This window comes from Mesobacillus foraminis (genome assembly GCF_004340465.1).
Classification (GTDB): domain Bacteria; phylum Bacillota; class Bacilli; order Bacillales; family Cytobacillaceae; genus Mesobacillus_B; species Mesobacillus_B foraminis.
In genome coordinates this window covers 126,570-145,985 of sequence record NZ_SLVV01000010.1, presented here as the reverse complement: position 1 = coordinate 145,985, position 19,416 = coordinate 126,570, and the positions used below count along the sequence as shown (strand labels likewise).

The 19,416-nt window shown below is 38.9% G+C and carries 10 protein-coding genes; 4 read left to right on the top strand and 6 right to left on the bottom strand.

Annotated features, from left to right (window positions below):
- Window positions 1–27: 27 nt before the first annotated feature.
- Together EV146_RS18880 and EV146_RS18875 are read right to left on the bottom strand one after the other, a co-directional pair.
- Window positions 28–1,044 carry an ABC transporter substrate-binding protein gene (locus EV146_RS18880; RefSeq protein WP_132009475.1) on the bottom strand — a complete coding sequence of 339 codons (1,017 nt, stop codon included), beginning with the start codon at window positions 1,042–1,044 and terminating at the stop codon, window positions 28–30.
- 314 nt (window positions 1,045–1,358) lie between these two features.
- Window positions 1,359–5,789, bottom strand: coding sequence for a family 43 glycosylhydrolase (locus EV146_RS18875; protein ID WP_158287139.1), 4,431 nt, complete (start codon window positions 5,787–5,789; stop codon window positions 1,359–1,361).
- A 903-nt stretch (window positions 5,790–6,692) separates the two neighbouring features.
- Here EV146_RS18875 and EV146_RS18870 point away from each other — a divergent pair.
- The 3 genes from EV146_RS18870 (at window position 6,693) to EV146_RS18860 (ending at window position 11,735) form a co-directional block, all read left to right on the top strand.
- Window positions 6,693–8,393, top strand: a complete 1,701-nt coding sequence (locus tag EV146_RS18870) for a HAMP domain-containing protein (protein WP_132009469.1) — start codon at window positions 6,693–6,695, stop codon at window positions 8,391–8,393.
- Window positions 8,394–8,455: 62 nt separating this feature from the next.
- Window positions 8,456–10,180 carry a sensor histidine kinase gene (locus tag EV146_RS18865; protein ID WP_158287138.1) on the top strand — a complete coding sequence of 575 codons (1,725 nt, stop codon included), beginning with the start codon at window positions 8,456–8,458 and terminating at the stop codon, window positions 10,178–10,180.
- Between the two features lie 4 nt (window positions 10,181–10,184).
- The gene (locus EV146_RS18860; RefSeq protein WP_132009463.1) at window positions 10,185–11,735 is read left to right on the top strand and encodes a response regulator; all 1,551 of its coding nucleotides are present in this window, start codon (window positions 10,185–10,187) and stop codon (window positions 11,733–11,735) included.
- Window positions 11,736–12,363: 628 nt separating this feature from the next.
- Here EV146_RS18860 and EV146_RS18855 read toward each other — a convergent pair.
- The 3 genes from EV146_RS18855 to EV146_RS18845 all read right to left on the bottom strand — a co-directional run bounded on the left by EV146_RS18855 (window position 12,364) and on the right by EV146_RS18845 (window position 16,789).
- Window positions 12,364–14,580 (bottom strand): beta-galactosidase, encoded by a 2,217-nt coding sequence (locus EV146_RS18855; protein WP_219916406.1) that lies wholly within the window; start codon window positions 14,578–14,580, stop codon window positions 12,364–12,366.
- Window positions 14,581–15,093: 513 nt separating this feature from the next.
- Complete coding sequence (locus EV146_RS18850; protein ID WP_241993961.1) at window positions 15,094–16,026, bottom strand: sugar phosphate isomerase/epimerase family protein; 933 nt, start codon at window positions 16,024–16,026, stop codon at window positions 15,094–15,096.
- The gene (locus tag EV146_RS18845) at window positions 15,980–16,789 is read right to left on the bottom strand and encodes a phytanoyl-CoA dioxygenase family protein (protein ID WP_132009457.1); all 810 of its coding nucleotides are present in this window, start codon (window positions 16,787–16,789) and stop codon (window positions 15,980–15,982) included. Before EV146_RS18845 ends, EV146_RS18850 begins: the two co-directional genes overlap by 47 nt.
- 172 nt (window positions 16,790–16,961) lie before the next feature.
- On the opposite strand from EV146_RS18845, the gene EV146_RS18840 reads away from it, so the two are divergent.
- On the top strand, window positions 16,962–17,813 hold the full coding sequence (locus EV146_RS18840; protein ID WP_373566082.1) for a helix-turn-helix domain-containing protein: 852 nt from the start codon (window positions 16,962–16,964) through the stop codon (window positions 17,811–17,813).
- A 155-nt stretch (window positions 17,814–17,968) separates the two neighbouring features.
- Here the strand turns inward: EV146_RS18840 and EV146_RS18835 are convergent, their stop codons facing one another.
- Window positions 17,969–19,321: a glycosyltransferase family 2 protein gene (locus EV146_RS18835; RefSeq protein ID WP_132009451.1), complete on the bottom strand. Its 1,353-nt coding sequence runs from the start codon at window positions 19,319–19,321 to the stop codon at window positions 17,969–17,971.
- Between the last annotated feature and the right edge of the window lie 95 nt (window positions 19,322–19,416).

Below are 19,416 nucleotides of genomic sequence, written 5' to 3'. Positions count from 1 at the left end.
CTAGGTTTTTCATTTTAAGTTTTGTGATTAATACTCACGTGTTGGCAGTAGCTCCTCGGCTTGATCCATTGTATACATACTTTCTTCAACAGCCACACGTTTTGGAATCTCTTCACCAGCTAAATGTGCTTCAATTAAATCGACCATCTGCGGACCAAACAATGGGTTACATTCAACTGTTACGTTCATCTTGCCTGCCGCCATCGCTTCAAATGCCCCTCGCACCGCATCTACACCGATGATTTTAATGTCTTTACCCGGCTTTAATCCATACTCTTCGATTGCTTGAATTGCACCAATAGCCATGTCATCGTTATGGGAGTATAAAACATCGATGTTCTCTCCGTCAGATTTTAAGAATGCTTCCATAACTTCCTTCCCTTTTGCGCGTGTGAAATCTCCGGTTTGGGATTTGATGATTTTCATATTCGGATGATCCTTGATTACTTCTTCAAACCCTTCTTTTCGATCGATCGCTGGTGCTGAACCTACTGTCCCTTGAAGCTCAACAATATTGACATCACCTTCGGTATCAGCGGTTTCTTCCACTAACCAATTTGCAGCTTTCCGGCCTTCTTCAATGAAGTCTGAACCTAAGAATGTTACCCAAAGTGAGTCATCTTTAATATCCACTGCACGGTCAGCAAGGAAAACAGGAATCTTTGCGTCCTTTGCTTCCTGCAGCACAGTTTCGAATCCTGTTTCAACAACTGGAGAGAAGACAATCGCATCTACCTTTTGAGCGATAAAAGAACGAAGTGCCTTAATCTGGTTTTCCTGTTTTTGTTGGGCATCCGAGAATTTCAATTCATGTCCCGCATCTTTAATGGCATTTTGCATTGACTTTGTGTTTGCCGTTCTCCATTCACTTTCTGCTCCAACTTGCGAGAAACCTATAACCAGCTTGTCACTCGATTTACCTGCACCATTACTACTTGATGAATCCGTCTGCCCTCCAGTCCCTGATGAACTACATGCTGATAACAAGAACACTAGTGACATCATAAGAAGTAAGATTTTTTTGCCTTTAAATAACCTTTTCATAAGTAAGCCTCCCATTTCCCTCAATTAAAAAGTTTGATCTGTATAACACGATTATAAAGCGGTTACATACCATTGGTGAATGGAATAACTTTCGAAAAAATTGTAAATTCATTCGATTTTGATACATTCTTAAATCTAAAAAACTTCAAATTCTTGATAAAAATTGCAATATCTTTAAGTCGTAAGTCCCCATATAGACCTTCAGCAAGAATATATATTCAGTATATTTAAAAGTTAAAAAATAAAAAAAGGTACAATCTAGTTCATTGACAGATTGTACCTCCCTTAAATCTTGAGTCCTTGCATTTAATTGTTTACTTTAAAAGTAGATTGGCCAAAGAAGTTAGTAATTGAACTTGTTTTTCATCAATGGATTTCCCGCTTTGAGCATTGAGTTGATTCTTATAAGCATTTAACTGCCCATTCATTGCCTCTTTATTTGCCTTGGCAGCTGAACCTTTTGCCGCTTTAAGCTTTTTGGATAGTGATTCCGCAACTCCTTGATTTGTAATAAAATCTTCTGTTACTCGACTTAAACTATCAAAATCAACAGTCACATTAAATTCGATCTCTACTTCCGCTTTATTACCAGCCTTATCAGTTGCTCTAGCAGTAGCTTTATTTACTCCTGCCTCAAAGTTGTATGCCGGACCTTCAATACTTGGGCATTCTTTAAAATCAACACCTGATAGATGGTCTGTTACTGTGCATGTAATGTGAATGGACTCGTCAATAGAATAAGAATCTTGCTTACCCTTATATTCAATTACAGGAGCAGTTGTATCAAGAATGATCTTTTGTTGATACCTATCACTGATATTTCCTGCTTGATCTTTAAATTCTACAAATAGCATCTTTTCCCCATCACCGGACGGGAACGTAAAATCTTTAGAGGTTTCATAAGCTTCCCAATCTGTCCATTCTTTTCCGTCAGTAGAGAAGCGAACCTCATGAACAAGGCCACTGTCATCCGTAGCTTCTAAAGATAAGGTGACGGTTGATTCATTTGCATAATCAGCCCCATCGTTAATTTGAAAGTGACCTTTTGGACTCTCAGTATCTCCTTTCTCTTTCTCTATATAAACTGGGTCAGTTATACCTTTTAGTGTTGGTTTAACTTGTTTTATAGAACCATCCGAGTTAAATTCCATCTTGTCAATCACAACTTCACGGTTAAAACCGTTTCCATCAGGAATTGCATGGCGGGCATAAACAATATAATAGTCATCCGTGTTTGGTATATTCAATATAGAGTGGTGCCCAGGTCCTTTAATTCCAAGGCTTAAATCTTTACTAAGAATGACGCCCTTCTTGGTCCAAGGTCCCATTGGAGACGAGCCTGTTGCATACGCAACCTGATAGTTCTCACTACCTGTATCATCCTCAGACCACATTAAGTAATACACACCGTTTCGCTTAAATACAACAGGCGCTTCTCTAAAATTAGCAGGTGTCATATTCACTGGATTCTGAGCAAATGAAACCATGTCATCGTTTAGCTTTGCACCAAATAAACTTCCATTTCCCCAATAGAAATAATACTGTCCATCATCATCTTTAAATACAAATGGGTCAATTGCTTGGCCTGGGTACTTCCCACTCGGCACTAACGGTTTGCCTAGAGCATCCTTGAATGGCCCTTTTGGAGATGCAGATGTTGCTACACCTACGTTGGCGTCTGCAGAGAAGTAATAGTAATACGTCCCATCTTTTTCTGTGATTGTAGGTGCCCATGCACGGTTATCTGCCCAAGTAACATCGTCCGTTGCCAGATCCAAGATGACTCCCTCATCTTTCCAATTGACCAAATCTTTTGAGGAAAACGCTTTAAACTGAGAACCTGACCACCCGGTAAATCCGTCTGTTGTAGGATATATATAATACGTATCCCCAAAAACAGCGATTTGTGGGTCAGCATAAAGCCCGGGCAGTGTACCTGATGGATAAATCTCCACTTTCACAACCCATTCTTGCTGGTTTCCATCCTTATCCGTCACTGTATAAGTAACAGGCTTTGTGAAATCTTGTGCTTCACCAGAACCTGGACTAACCTTAGAACCAGGTAAAATAGTAATAGTTGGGATCAAGTTTTTCAAATCAAAATCCTGTCCTTCTTTGAGGTGAACTGTAATGGTTTTTGATTTAGTATCTATTTCGGCTTGACCTTTTTGACCTGGTACCACAAATTTACCAATTTCAGTCGGTTGAATGGACATTTCTAAAATTTCTGCTTCGGAAAGAGCACGATTATAGATTTTCACGTTGTCAAAGTAACCTTTGAAATATTGGTCACCTGAGTAAAAAGACTTTCCTAAGAATGCTGATAAGTCTGCTCCTAAGTCTTTCATTGCCACTGTTACATTTTTATTTTCAGCAACAAGAATGCCATCTTTATACATCTTCATACTTGTCGGTGTAATGACAAGTTTGACATTCATCCACTTGCTCTGGATGGAAGACGTACTAGTTTTAACCTCTTGCTCACTAGACCAGCTGTTTACCGTAATGGCATTTCTTATTTCATTATCACGTGTTCTTAAGAACATATATTTCTGGTTGTTCTTACCTACTGCAAAGGTAAAGAAATTCCCTGATACTGTTTCTGCTTTGATATCCATGGAAATCGTTACCGTGTCTCTTCCATCAAAGAAACCTGTTGGGAAGGAAGCAAATGTATTGGCGGTACCGTCTAGATATAGTACCTTAGAATGCTTTTCCTCATCTTTTATATAAGTTGCATTGCCACTCAATGTTCCTGAATGATCATTTCCTGAATCATCCTTAATCCTATTATCTGTTGGTGTTTCCTCGAAGTTGTAATCCAGGATGGGCTCTTCTTGCTCTTCTTCATCAGGTGCCTCGACTATTTTATTCCACTTCGCCATGACAGCCCCGTACTCTTCTTTTGTTATAGGCAGAACAGAACCATGTCTCTTTTTGTTAGAACCTAAGGAATAGTCTGATGCCGTTAATGTTCTAAATTCACCACTTGATAGATCAGTGGTTAGCAGCGGAAGATATCCTTTGCCAGTTGCATACTGATCCACCATCAAGTTCCATTCTTCTTTATCATTGAATTTAAATATTAACGGTCCTTCTACATCATGACCCGTTAATCCCGTTGAAGATTCTATTGTTCCAACCTTTGTCCATGGATTAAGTATTTGATCACTTTTTTCAATCGTTATATGTCCATCTCCTGAATATCGGTAAAACATGCCATCATCTTTAATGATTGTGGTATCAATAATATGAGTTTCACCTGGTCGATCAATAAACACTTTAGGTTTTGTGAAGGTATGGAAATCCCTTGTCTTTGCATAATAGATATTGTGTGGTTCAAATACTCCTTGTTCATTGCTAACAGTGGAAGCCCAAAACACAACATACTCACCTGTTTTTTCATCATAAAAAGCTTCAGGAGCCCATGCATCCCCTGCGCTAGGCGGAGCCACTTCTACCATTCTAGGTTCTGACCAGTTTACTAGATCAGTAGATTCCCAGACAATAAGCGATTTACTTCCAGCTGTTTGTGCTGCACCCCATCCTTTCCCGTTCGCAATTCTTAAATCTGTTGCAATGATATAGAATTTGTCTCCCTCTGCTGAACGGAAAATATATGGGTCTCGAACACCCTTTTCACCAATATTGGACGTTAATACGGGGTTACTATCATTTAAGTCTTTCCAGTTTAAACCATCTGTACTACTAGCAAAATAAATCTGTTCTCCAATATCATGTTCACCTGTAAAATGAGTCATTAAATACGAGGTAAAATTCTTTTTTCCCGGTTTAGCCTTAACGGTAAGGGAGATTTCCTTTTTATCACTTATTTCGCCTGAAGCAATCGTAGCTGTTAATCTTACTTTTTTATCAGTGTCCTGCCTTGTTACAACACCCGCAGGAATATCATCATAATCATCATTTACTGCATCCTTAACATTAATTACATCTGGACTGTCCGTTTCCCATGTGATTGTCGCACCTTTATTGGAACTTGCAGGTAACGTAACATTGCCGCGAATGTCATTTGAGTTTGGTATTTCTAAGTTTGCCTTGGCCATTTCAACAATTTCCTTATCTGTTAAGGTTACTTTTTCTTTGACTTCTTTTGCAGATAAAGTATAGTTATACACTTTAAATTCCGTTACTTTCCCTGTAAATGCGGCATCAGGTTCATAAAGTGATTTCCCAATAAATCCAATGGAATTTGCATTAGGATCAACACCTTCTTTTAAAATTTCACTTACTGAATAGGTATGAGGTAGTGTTCCGACTTGCTCCCCATTTAGATAAAGGGAAATTTCCCCCTCTTTAAAAGTCGTTGTAAAGGTATTATAATCCCCTGAATTAATTGTGGAGTTTTGAAAAAGAAGTTCCTTATCGGAGTTCTTTATACCAAATCTAACCGTTCCATTCCCTTGTTTTGGGTTTAAAAAGATGTAATTTTTCACATTAGGCCAAACTCCCGCTTTGTTGCCTATACTGTATAGCCAATGTGCAGCACTTGTGCTTGTGCTAAATGTTGTCTCAATTGTGAATGTTTCATCGTCAATAAGCCCGGCTGGTAATTTAACATATTTAGATTTATCCCCAGTAAAGTTTAGAACCATATTATTTTGTTCTTCTAAGAAGTCTCCATCACTGAACCCAACATATTCAGCATCAAACCCGTTGTTAGTCACGTCTTTTAACTTTCCATTTGCTTTTGACATATCATAGTGTGCAATCAATCTATTTTCCACACTATCAATCTCCTTTGCTTGTATGGCTGGCGCTGGGAGTAAGGAGATTAATAATACCAGTGATATAGATCGTGATAACCACTTTTTTGCCCCCATAGGGAAATTGCCTCCTTTGCTCATAACGTTTAAACAAAATTACCTAGTAAAGTCTTATCCAAGGCCTTTTTTATGGCCTCACCTCCTCCACGCAGGAACTCACTTGGGACCATCGTCTCCTTCGGGATAATCCGTATATCTATATTTTTGGTATTTATTATTAGAAACAGATTAATTCTAAAATGGGTAAGGGGTCATTAATCGGTGAATTGAGATGTTCTAAGGAAGTAGAAGAATCCGCAGAGATGAATAAGGTATTTATGTTTGAGGATAGCCTTTGTACCCCTTTAATTATAAAGCGTTTACATACATAAGGTTAATGGAGTATATTTCGAAAATATTGTAAATTTCTTTTGTACCTTTCATAAAAGGTAAGAAAAACTGCAAATATTTTTGGAGGTATTGCATTTTTATTAAATTGGAATTTATTCCTGGAAAATCTAATATTAATACGAAAAAAACGCCTCATAATTCTCATACACTTAACACTACTGCTAATTTGCATGGGGCATCTGTCTGCATAATTATTAAAACTGGTCAATTAATCATCTTGTTCTCTATTCACGGCTGCAATCGTCAATTAGTTGAGACTGTTTCGTATCACACCGTGACTTGGTTTACTCCTACAATTTGATCCCTTAAAAATGCCTTAGGATAAAGAGAGCAGCTTGAATTACTAATTTTTTTGCTTCTTCTTCTTACAAATCCATAAATGATTATCTCCCTAAGACTTTTTGAAAAATTAAAAATATATCTACATTTAAAATATTATCATTGTAAAATAGGTCTAGAGGGGAGAGAATAATCGTGAAAGCGTATCCAAAAATTTCCGATTTACCATTAAGGAAAAAATTAATCCTTGTATTTATGGTGATTCTATTCTGGTTAGCAACAATTAATTGTGTACAAATTGCTCTTTTCTTTGGGTACCTTAAGCAATATAGTGGAATGATGGAAACCATTACGTTGACTAATTCCATCAATGGTACACTTAAACAAAAGTTAGATGCCGAAATCCGGGATATTGCCTATGGCAAAGTACACTTTGAAAATGGCAGTCAATACGATCACCTTAATAAGATGTATCAAAACTTGGATAAAATTGAACTGGATGATAAAGAAGGTCAATTTACAGAAGAGATTTCAGAGGTTCGAGAAACTTTAATAACCACTACCGAATACATAGACAAGCTAGGCGAGCAAATACAAATTAACACCACTGCAGATGAACGAAATATCACCTATGAATATATTACAATTCTCACAGACATCATCGATACGAAAGTTCAATCCCTATTACAAAAAACCCTTTTGGTTAAAGGACAATCAGAAAATGCTATTGCGGCTAGTTTAAAAAGGGACATCATCATTTTTATCTGTTCATTCATAGGAGTGGTTGTTACTTCACTCTTATTTGCTATATACATATCAGGAAATTTCGTAAAACCGATTCGCAGCTTAGGGCAAAAAACAAATGAAATTGCGGAAGGAAATTTAACCATAGGAATAATATCCGACTTTCCTAAAAATGAGATGGGAGATTTATGTCGTTCTTACAACCGTATGTTTCAAAATTTAAAGGATATTATTTTAAACGTTCGAAAAACAAATGATTTAGTTGTCTTAACTTCAAAAGATATACATCAAAGTATTCTTGAAAACCAGCTTGCTGGTGAGGAAGTTGCAGAAGCTGCCGAAACCATTTCAGTCAATCTTCATCAACAAGATAAACTCATCCAAAAATCTGTTTCTACATTTGAACAATTACTTTTTAAGTTTAATGGAATATTAGTAAAAGCTAATAAAATGAAAATTCAATCTCAGGGGTCTTTAAATATATCAACTGAAATATACGATCAAATGAACTCTTATAATGAACACTTAGCGCAAACTAGCCGATTAATACTTAATGTTAACAATGAAACGGATAAACTTCACCGATGGTCTACTGAAATGAATGGATATATTCAATTGCTTCATGGTATTTCAAAAGAACTCATTTTGTTGTCGAATACTATTGTTAATGAAGTCCCTGGAAACATTGAAAATGAAAGGTTACATAATGGATTAATTCGGTTAAATGAAGCTTCCACTGAAATAAATAAAATTTCGCAAAAATTCAACCCAAAAATAAAGGATGTTTTTAGCTTTGTATCTTCTATCAAAAATCTAAACAGTGAGATTTATGAAAACAATGAATCTAAAAAATCTATAACTGAACAGATTTTGAATGATTTCCAAACGATTAGCTCAATTAGAAAAAAACAGGGGTTTGAAATGGAGAGCATTAAGCAGGATATGCAGGAGGCATTTGATCAGATGCTAAGTGTTCAACAAATTATTTTTGATATTGAACAAAGCTCAAAAATTAGTAATAAAGTAGTTGATAATATTGTAGAAATGGGACTAGAGCAGTTAACTACTTTAGTAGAAGTTTCAGATGCATCCTCTAAACTCGTAGAACGAATTCAGGAAATGAAAGATAGCCTAAGACAATTTAAACTTTAAGAAGATTTTAAATTCCCCCAAAATTGCTCGGGCATTATTACATTATGGCAGGTTGGATAGTAATGAGATTTATAAATTGGGTCAATTCAAGCTTACGAACCAAACTTTTAATTATGTTCCTTTTTTTAACCGTACTCCCTCTTATTCTTGTAGGGATAATTTCCTATATAAAATCATACAATATTGTTGCTCAAAAATCTTACTCATTAGCTCAAATTCAAGTAGGACAATTGAGCAGGGAATTTGATGTAGTTTTTCAGGATATTAAAAGATTTACTGAAATCGGCAAGAAAGATAGCACCGTCCAGTTTTTAATTGACAAGCAAAATACCGCTGAGGAATCAAAAAGTATTTTAGGAATGATAAGGCTATACAGAGAGAGTTACCAATACAGCGATAGTATTATGAATATAAAAATTATCAGTACTGATGGGAAAGCGGTTAGTGAAGACCGAGGGGTTCATCTATTAGATAAAGAGGCCATTTCTAAACCTCCATTTGTCAGTCTGCTTGATGATCCAACTAAAACAATAATCGAACCCATTTATAAAAATAGTAACCCTGTACTCTCTATGACCAGTACAATCGTTTCGGATCGTTCTAAAGAAGTAATAGGATTTATTAATATTCTTGTTAAATCTTCCGTATTTAAAAATATTCTTAACGAAGCGGCATTAAATTCTTCCGGAACATTCCATATAAAATCGGAAACAGGTAAATTATTATTTTCGAATCCCCAATTTGCAAACGTTCCGGTATCCACACAAATAATTGGAAATAAATCTGGATTTTTAACACAAGGTACAACATTTATCGTTTATGAAACATCCAATTTAACGGGATGGAAAGTGATTAGATATGTACCTTTGACTGAAATAACCAAAGAAGCACATGAAATTAGAAGTCTCATTGTACTGACAGTTGGTTCACTTGTTATCCTAACGATTGGATTATATTTTTTTATTACATCCAAGTTAATACTCCCACTTCGTATGTTAAAAGAAAAAATGAAACAGGCTTCCTTAGGAGACCTTGAGGTTAAAATTGTTAATAAAGGTACAGATGAAATCGCAGACCTAAGTGAAAACTTTAACAGTATGATTATCAAAATAAAGGCATTGCTGATGAAAAGTGTTAATGAGCAAAAGCAATTAAAAATTGCAGAGTTACGTACAATGCAGGCCCAGATCAACCCGCACTTTTTGTATAACTCACTCGAAACCATTATTTGGATGGCAGAAGCAAAAAAAGGCCAAGAGGTAATTGAAATAACCAAAGCATTATCCTATTTTTTTAGAATCACCTTAAGTAAAGGAAAAGATTTCATTCTCTTAGAAGATGAGATTAATCACGTCCGGAATTATCTAACCATTCAAAAAATGAGATATCAAGATATATTAGATGTCAATTTTCATTTAAATGATGACATTTTAAAATACAAAATTATAAAGTTAACACTACAGCCCATTATTGAAAATGCAATATACCATGGGATTAAAAACAAACGGGGTAAAGGATTGCTTCGAATCAAAGGGGATTTTACCCCAGAAGGAAATATCTCAATTGATGTGATTGATAATGGAATTGGAATGACTGATGACAAGTTAAGAGAAGTTCGTCAACAATTATCCTCAGGACTCCCATTCGAAAAGGATCAAGGAGGTTTTGGGATGGTAAATGTTCATCAACGCATTCGACTACAATATGGTCCGTCTTTCGGTATAACGATCAATAGCTTGTATGGCTCCGGAACTCGTGTTAGTTTAATCATTCCAGCAGAGAGGTGAAATAATGAAGAAAGTTTTTTTAGTTGATGATGAAATGGCAATACGTGAAGGGATTGGAAAAAGTATTAATTGGAATCAGGAAGGATTTATTTATTGTGGTGACGCATCGGACGGTGAAGTTGCACTTCCATTAATCGAGAAAACCCAACCAGATATTGTTATAACTGATATTAAAATGCCTTTTATGGACGGACTGGAACTTAGTCGAATTCTTCGCGAAAAAATGCCTTCTGTAAAAATAATTATTCTGAGTGGACATGATGAGTTTGAATATGCAAGAGAAGCGATGCGGATTCAAGTGACGGAATATTGCCTAAAACCTGTTAGCTCACAAGACCTGCTTAATGTCTTAAAAAAGGTGGCCTCTAAAATAGTGGAGGAAGAAATCAGTCATAAAAGATTAAGTGCATTAGAAGAACAAGTATTGCAAAATAAGTCTGCTTCCAGAGATAAATTCTTATATGAGCTATGTGAAGGATCCTTTTCTTCTTCAGAAGCTATTAAAGAAGGTGCAACTTTAAATATTAATCTTGTTTCACCTTACTACTATGTTATCATCGTCGAATCAACGAATGAAACAAACGCGATTGATTGGATAGAGAATGAATACAATTGTTTACGGTTTAATAGAAAATCAAAGGAATCTATTTTTATAATGATGGGAGAATCCAAACAGACACTAGAACAGGAGTCTGAGCAAATAAGACAGCGTTTACTTGAACAAGAAGAGAATAACCTCTCTAACCAATTCATTATGGGCTTTGGCAAAGTAGAAAGCAGGATTCAGGGAATTGCTTTTTCTTTCTCGGAAGCAGACGAAGAGAAAAGCTACTCAATGATGATACAAAAGTATAGTTCTAAAGATCCCAATAATATTGAGTCAAAAAAAGAACTGCAGAACTTTAAAAGAAGAAACTTAATTGACTTTTTAAAGTTTGGTTTGGAAAGTGATATTCCTGACTTCGTACGAACTTATTCTTCTTATCTGGAGAATAGCATTTCTCATTCACCATTTACAACTTATTATTTCTTAATAGATTTTACCCTGACAATCTCACATTATTTAAAAGAGATCGAAATGGATCAAATTGAAGTGATGCACCAAATTAACCAATTAGAGGTGAAAGCTAGCTGGATTAGATATTATAAAGATGTTCTTACCTATATGGAGGAAATGCTATCCCTGGTTCTTTCTGCAAGGAACAAATTAAGCAGCCGATACTCTTCGTCGGTACAATTGGCTGTAGACTATTTAAACGAAAATTATTGGGACTCACAGATATCTCTCCAAACGGTTGGAGAAGCAGTAAATGTAAGTGCCTCCTATCTGAGTCATATGTTTAGTCAAGAAACAGGGAAAACATTAATCGAGTTTTTAACACTTACCCGTATCGAGAAGGCAAAGGAGCTTTTGAAAAATACTAATAATAAAACTTACGAGATAGCCCATGAAGTTGGCTTTAGTGATTCACAGTATTTTTGCAGAACATTTAAGAAAATCACCGGGTTAACAACAAAGCAATTTAAAAACTCGACACAAGTTTACCCGGTTTAACTTTTTAATCTAAAATATTTTGTCCCCCTTTCACACGCAAGTTATCTATTATTGCCAGCCCTAGCATGTTAATTTTTAATGTATTAGGGGAAATACCAGGATTTCCAGCCTCCTTAGGAGCAAAATGATTAGTTTTCAAATTATGATTTTTAACCTATCTTCGGTGGGTTAATTTTGAAATTCTCCTTTTAATGATATATTGACAATTTTCTTCTCAGCCTATAAAACCTACCCCGGAATTTTGTAAGTGAGTCAACTTTGTTTGGTTCCAGCGTTTCCGGGACACCTCCCCATAATAAAAAAAGGATCCAAAGCCGATAAAGCCTTGGATCCCGCCAAATGTCCTCTTCCTACATAAGCAAACAAATGGATTATTTGCTTTTCCTTAAAATAGTTCAGATTTTTTTAATAGCAATTAATGCTGATTACTAATGTATGCTACATGCTGCTGGGGAAACTTCATAGCATGATGGGTCTCAAGTATAAATACCAATGATTAGATTGCTAGTAAAATTCCCGTGGCTGGAACTTACTCTTTTTAAAATAAAATCATTTTTTATGTAAATTTCAGCTCTAGATTTTTTAAAAATAACATTAATATTACACCATTCTAGAACTCAGTAAACCCTTACACCTCTATTTCAAACTCACGAATAGCAGTAGCATTGATGGATTTGATTTCAGCAATTTGTTTATTGATCACCTCAGCTCTTGCTGCCATTGGTGAATCACTCTTGACAAAGCTGCCCTCTTTTAATGGGGAGATATAAATATACATTCCTTTTGCTAGCAGGTCTTGTTTATGCTGTTGCAGGCCGATTTCCCATAGATCATTATTACAAAAATTATCATGTATTAACTCGCCATCAATAAACGCATATCCAATATCGCCGGCATAATCAATTTGCAGAAGAAGTTCTTTTACATCATCAAAAGCTTCGGGCTGAAAATGAATCACCGCTTTATTTTGGTTGACCATTTTGACCTCTATGCCTGTATGGCAATTTGAAATTGTTTTCTTATATTCCATGAACAATCCATGGTTGCGACCCCTAATCTCCTCTCCGGCTATAGAAATCGAATCCATAAGGCCAGGGAATGATTTGATTTCAATATCCTCAAGACCTTCGCTTTCGAGTCTTATTTTTTCTTCGTCTATCAGCAAGGCAGCATTCGTAATGAAAACCTGTTCTCTCCCGCGGTATGAAAACTTCCAAAAGTTCAAGCTTTGTTCATTTGTCAACGTACAAATATGAAGTGTCCTGCCCGATTTCAGCTTGATGTCGATGACACTCATATCCTCATTGCCTACTTCTATCAATGTATAATCTTCAGAAATGATGTTCCCATTCTCTACTTGTACCTCTTGAATATCATTACGATCAAAATAATATTCAACATTCATTCCTTTCGGAGTGAAGAAGAAAAAGTAAGTTTCCCCCTCATGCTCCATGCTCGTTAGGAATTGTGCAGTGGAATATTTAAGATTTAATCCTTTCAAATCCATGTTAAAGGGAAGGATACAGCACTCATCCTTCGATAACGACATACCGCCGGATTTCGGAAAACGAATCTCTTCATTCTCAAGATTAACGGTAATAGCAAAGTCTTTTTGATCCTTTGTTTCAACATGATCCTGATAATTATTAATGAAAACATAACCGGAATCTCTATGTGCTCTTACGGCAAACCTTAATGTTTCAATATCATATGGGTCAATCTCTATGACATTATACGGAAGGACCGTTTTGGTTTTACAAAAGCTTTCCTCCACTGTTTTATAAAAGTAATGCTGACGCTTCAGTCTTTTATATGACTCTCTGATTTGTCCAAACTCACCTATTGGAGCTTGATAGTCGTACGAAATTTTTGGTGTGGCGTTTTCGTTCAAAAAAGGTGACTTTTTCCCCTTCGGATTTGAACCACCATGGAAAACATAGTAGCCTACAAAGTTACATCCGCCAGCCACCTTCATTTCTGCCATTGCATCAACACTTTCATATGGCAGCTTGAACCTGTATTTATAGAAAACCGTCATCCCTCCCCCCATTTCACAGCAAGCAAATGGCACACTCTCAGGGCCATAAGCAGGATCAAATCCCTCGTTTTTCTGGTGATCGTTATGATAATCTCTAAAAATATATTCGGGTGTCGCCGGATGCTCCTTTACGTCACCATAGAATATCCATGGCCAAAAAGCGTAGCCACCCCATAATGGGAGTACTTCCTCAACAGGGGCTGCAGCGCCTCCCCAGCCAGTACTCGTATAGATTGGAGTTTGGATTCCAGACTGGCAGGCTAACTCCTTTAATTTAATAATATGTTCATCCCCATCTCTGCCTGCGGGTACCCATTCATTACCTGTTCCATTTGTCATTTCCCAAGGTGCACCTGCATGTTCGTACTCATTCTCGATCTGGGTTCCGATGATAGGACCACCGTCTTGAAAGAGGAATCCTTGAATCTGCTTTCCAATTTCTTGATAAAACCTTTTTACATAGCTCAAATATTCTTGATCATTTGAACGAAGATCAAAGGGTCTGCCGAAAAGCCAATCAGGAATTCCGCCATTTCTTGCCTCTCCATGTGCAAATGGACCGATTCTTAAAATGACGCCTAATCCATGCTTTCCGCATAGACTAACAAATTTCCTGAGGTCTTTATTTCCATCCCAGACAAATAACCCTTGTTCCTCTTCATGATGGTTCCAAAAAATATAGGTTGGGATCATATTGATCCCTCCCATTTTCATTTTGATGATTTCATCTTCCCATTTATCACAGCTATATCTGCTGAAATGAAACTCACCGCTTATACCAAAAAATGGCTCCCCATTCTTTTCCATATAATAATTTGTAAAGCTATAACTTTCTCCGGCTGCATTTACTCCCCCAAGCTTTGTTTCAAGTGGGTATATCTCTTTTTCCGTATTCTTGACGTCAATACTATATGCTCTGATAAGAAATTACCTCCTTCATTAGGGATTCATTATTGATTGAACCTTGTTGATTTAGATCAAGGTAAAACTTGATCCAATAGCTCGATTGCAATAATTGATTTAGCCCCCTCATCTAAGGGCCAATATAAAGACAATGAACTTAAAGATCGCCCTTCAGGACTAGAATAGCTGGCAGCCACACAGCACATAATCAATGATTACACTCTGTTCCAGTGTGTTACAGCCAGGCAAACCATAAGTCTGTCTTTTTCTTACTTCCTCATCATTTTGCACCATAGGAAAGCTTGTGCCACAAATTTGCACAGTCAAAATTAGGCCGCCAAGCCGAAAAAACCCTTGACTTACAAAGGCTTTTTCAATTGGCAAACAGGGTTTTATAAACAATTCCCTCTGCTCTTTTTAAATCTGCTCCCATAGAGACCGGGCGATCCTGGCAAACAGCAGTGCTTGTGTCCAGCGGTCGCTCACCTCGCACGGCAGGTCGTCACGGCCGCGAACCGTAATCGCATAAGGCGGCGGTCCCAGTTCGCAGACAAACGGCAGCACCTCGCCTTCCTTTGCCGCTTGACGCCAGCTGCGCATCCCTCCGAGCCACCAGCGTTGAAAGTGCTTCAACATCGGGTGTTCATATGTGTCGGCGGCACCCTCTTCACCCATACTCCCAGACATGGGGATATCAATCTGCACCTGCTCCCCATTCGAAATTCGTGCATGTATGCTCTTCGTCCGGGGGAGCAGTGTCTGGAGCAGCTCTTCTGCCTCTTCCGACACCGTACGCATTTCCCCGGCAACCACATAATGGGAGAAGTCAATCGTAAGCTCCAGCCCTGGCAGGCGCTGAGCATACTCTACCGTGCGCAGCAGATCCTGCGTGATTGTGCCCCGGTGCGTTTCAATATATGCCGGAATGCCTGCAGACTGCGAAAGCTCCGCCATGTCCGCAAGCAGCTGTACCGCTTGCTCACCGGCCAAAAACGGCCTCATGACCTGTACGTTAACAAAATCAACCCTTCCAAACGATTTTGCCTTGCAAAGAAAAACATCCAGCTCCTCCGCCGTTTTCGGGTACGCGTTTACGCTGTATGAAAGATTGTATTGATCCAGCAACTCATGCCATCGTTCAGCCTCCCTGCCCTCCGGCAGCATCCCGTTAATACCGTTGTAGCCCGCCTCGGCGATGCGCCTCACCTTCTCCTCCATGCTCCATTCCTCGCCAGCGCCGTCTTGATATCCCAGTCCGTTCATTCCCCACCAGGACATGAGCACCTCAAGCCGCGGCTCACGTTTAGTGGTGATATGGTGTATCGTACTCAACGCCGCACGGACCTCCATCCGGATTGCTCTCCAGTTCCACAGGGGTGCCGTCGGCTCGGAACAGAGGACGATAATGTGTAGCGATGTGCGTAGCAGAACTGTTGGCGTAATGGCAAATAAACGAGCGCCGGAAACGATCTTTCGTCTTATTGCGGTACGAGCCGTGAATGAGATTCCCATTGAAGAAGAGCACATCGCCCCTCTCCATCACTGCCGGAATCGCCTTCTGGTCCTTCGGCGGCTTCACGTAATGTGTTGTGAACGATTCTTTAGAATCGGATAAATCAGGACATACGATGTCATATGCACTCGTCTTCGGCACTACTAAGAGCCCTCCATTCTCTTCATCAGCCGCGTCGACCGCCGTCCAGGCGGCAATGCAGTTGCCCGGCTCGACCTTTAAGTAAAAATTATCCTGATGAAGCGCCTGCCCACGTGCACCCGGAGGCTTGTAATAGAACATGCTTTGGGCAGCCAGCGGCTCTTCCTCATAAAGATCGGCAAGCACATCCATTACCGGCTGATGCAGCATATACCGTTTAGCTGTTCCATTAAACCGGTGCGGATGCATGACCCTCGGATAACGCTTTAGCGGGTCGTTTGTTTCCTGCCGCAAATCCGGCTCAAAATGTCCCGGGATCACCTGAAGGCTGATATCCTCGAATGTCTTGTCAATCTCCGACAGCTGCTCCTCCGTAAACAATCCTTTGACGACTAAATAGCCTTCCGTTTCAAACTGTCGCTTTTGCTCAATCGTTAACACCCGGTGGTTATATACCATGTTTTTACCCTCCCCTTTTGCTGCTGTTAGTGTTATTTAGCACACCTTCATTATACGGTTGCAACAACCCTTGGAAGAAGGATGAATCTTGCTAACAATTCATACGATTCTGCTATTTCTAAACAAACATACTTTTATGCCGCCCTCAGTTAAGCTAAACTATTCTTAATAAATGACTTTTCAGGAAGGGATGAGTGCAATGGAGCTGGACACCCCCTCTAATTATGACGGATTGGCCTACAGCATGGTGATTGCCGGACATTTTCATGAGCGCGACACCTATTCTACTGTACGTCCGGAAGGCATGAGTGATTGGCTTATCACGTACACGCTAGGCGGTGAAGGCTACTTCGAGGCAGACGGGTGCGAGAGGCGCGTAAAGACAGGTGATGTAACATTGTTAAAGCCCGGAACTCCCCACCGTTACGGTACACCTGAAGGAAAAAACTGGCACTTCGTTTGGGCGCATTTTACTGGCGGATTCATGGACGCAAGTCTGCTGCCGCACGAGGCGCTGACCATCCGGCACATCGAGCAGCAAGCGTTGAGGGATCGAGTCTACCATGCTTTTCGCCGAATCCTTTCTGACTCCCGGGAGCAAGGAGCCTATTGGCACGAATTGTGTTTGTGCGCGCTGAGGGAGGTTCTGATGCTGCTCGCAAAACAAGAAACCAGCGAGTTTGATCCAAGGGTTGAAGAAACACTTTATTTACTCGCTCAACGGATGCAGGAGACGATTCGAGTCGAGGACCTGGCCCGCAGTGTTGGACTTTCTCCATCGAGACTAGCGCATCTATTTAAAGAAAACACCGGAGAATCGATTGTAGAAGCATTTAACCGAATGCGCATTAAGCAGGCTGCCTTGCTCCTTGCCCATACGAATCGGAATGCAAATGAAGCTGCCCATGACGTCGGCTTTCATAATTACAACCACTTTACCCGGCAGTTTCGCAAATATACAGGGCTGACTCCGAGCGAATTCAGCCAAAGCGTGCGGTCTAAAGAGAAGCCGCGCCCGAATTAGTTGATTTTATTGTGAGCGCTTGTCAACCTGTCCATAGTCATGAAACTAAAAACTGACATTCCGCTCTTTGAGAATGTCAGTTTCTTATTATTGTATTTATGTTTTTTTACTGAATTTAATAAAAGAACTTCCCTAAGTTTTTAACAACTGTTATCTTACTTCCAAACACGTTTCACTTTAAATAACTCCTGCAGATAGCCCCAAACCGAAACCGGAGACATAATCATCTGATAACAAATGATAAATAAAATAAATCCCGATCTGTTTTTCCTGACTCTAAGATTAAGGTTTTTAAATACATAATGTTTCTGATATATATAAAGCAAACCATAGCTGATCATGGTCAAAGGCAAAACCAGCAGAGTCATTGGCCCTACAATCCAGAAGTGTCCAAAAAAGGCTAATATCAATCCTGGAATCCAGCAGAAAGTATAAACAAAGTCCAAATATGGCATCACAAAATTAACCCCGGTAAGGTATTTCGTATACAATTGAGGCTGATTCCAAGGTTTAATTTCATTCAACCCCTCAATCATTCCTCTTGCCCATCTTGAGCGTTGTTTAGCAAAATGACTGAGGGTAGCAGGTGCATCGGTAAAAGCGACCGCTAAAGGTTCGGAATACACTTTCCACCCATTGTGCAATAGTCGCCAAGTTAATACGATGTCTTCACCAATTGCGTCCGGCCATCCTTGAACCTCCCGCACACAGTCTGTTTTATACAAACTAAAGGCACCTTGGGCAACCAGTGTCCCCTGGTACAAACCTTGCAATCTTTTGATCGATGTAATACCCAGAAAATAATCCCACTCCTGGATTCTGGTCCAGATGCTTTCACGGCTGTTGCGAACCAGCATGGAACCAGCTACCGCAGATACATTTGAAGGGCTGGTTTTTATCCTTGATACCAGTAAACGGACAGCAGATGGATGAAGCAATGTATCTGCATCTAAAGTGATCACATAAGGAGTCATCACACGCTGCAGCCCTTTATTCAAAGCGTGGAACTTACCGGGCTTCGCCTCATGTAAAATCGTAATATTCAAATCTAAACCTATTTTTGCCCTTTTAACTTCTTTTACAGTGTTGTCTGTTGAATTGTTATTAATCACAAAGATGTGTAACTTTCCATTGTAGTCTTGATTCGCTACATATTCCAAAGTGTTAAAGATTCCCCCCTCCTCGTTATATGCTGCAATAAGCAAGGCTACAGGATCAGAGGGAGATTCATTTTTAAAAGCTGGCTGTCTATCAAATAACAAGCTCACGACAAGAAAGGCGTTCATATATCCTGGTACATAAGCGATCCCCCCGATGATGAAGACCGCAACAGGAAGAGAAACGATGGATGACAGGTCTGCTAACCATGGGAGTGATAGATAAATAGAAAAGATCATCCATCCTATGGCAAGCGCATGACTGATCCAAAATTTCATGCTGACCGTTATGTACCTTCGAGAGAGTTTTGATTTAAAATCAGGTCTTATTGGTGCTGGATTTGGCTGCATCTAGTTACCTCAACAGTCTATTAATATTCATGAATAATATTGTAAGCTCAGTGGATCTAAAAATCACTCTATTTCAAGATGGAAATGATATCAAA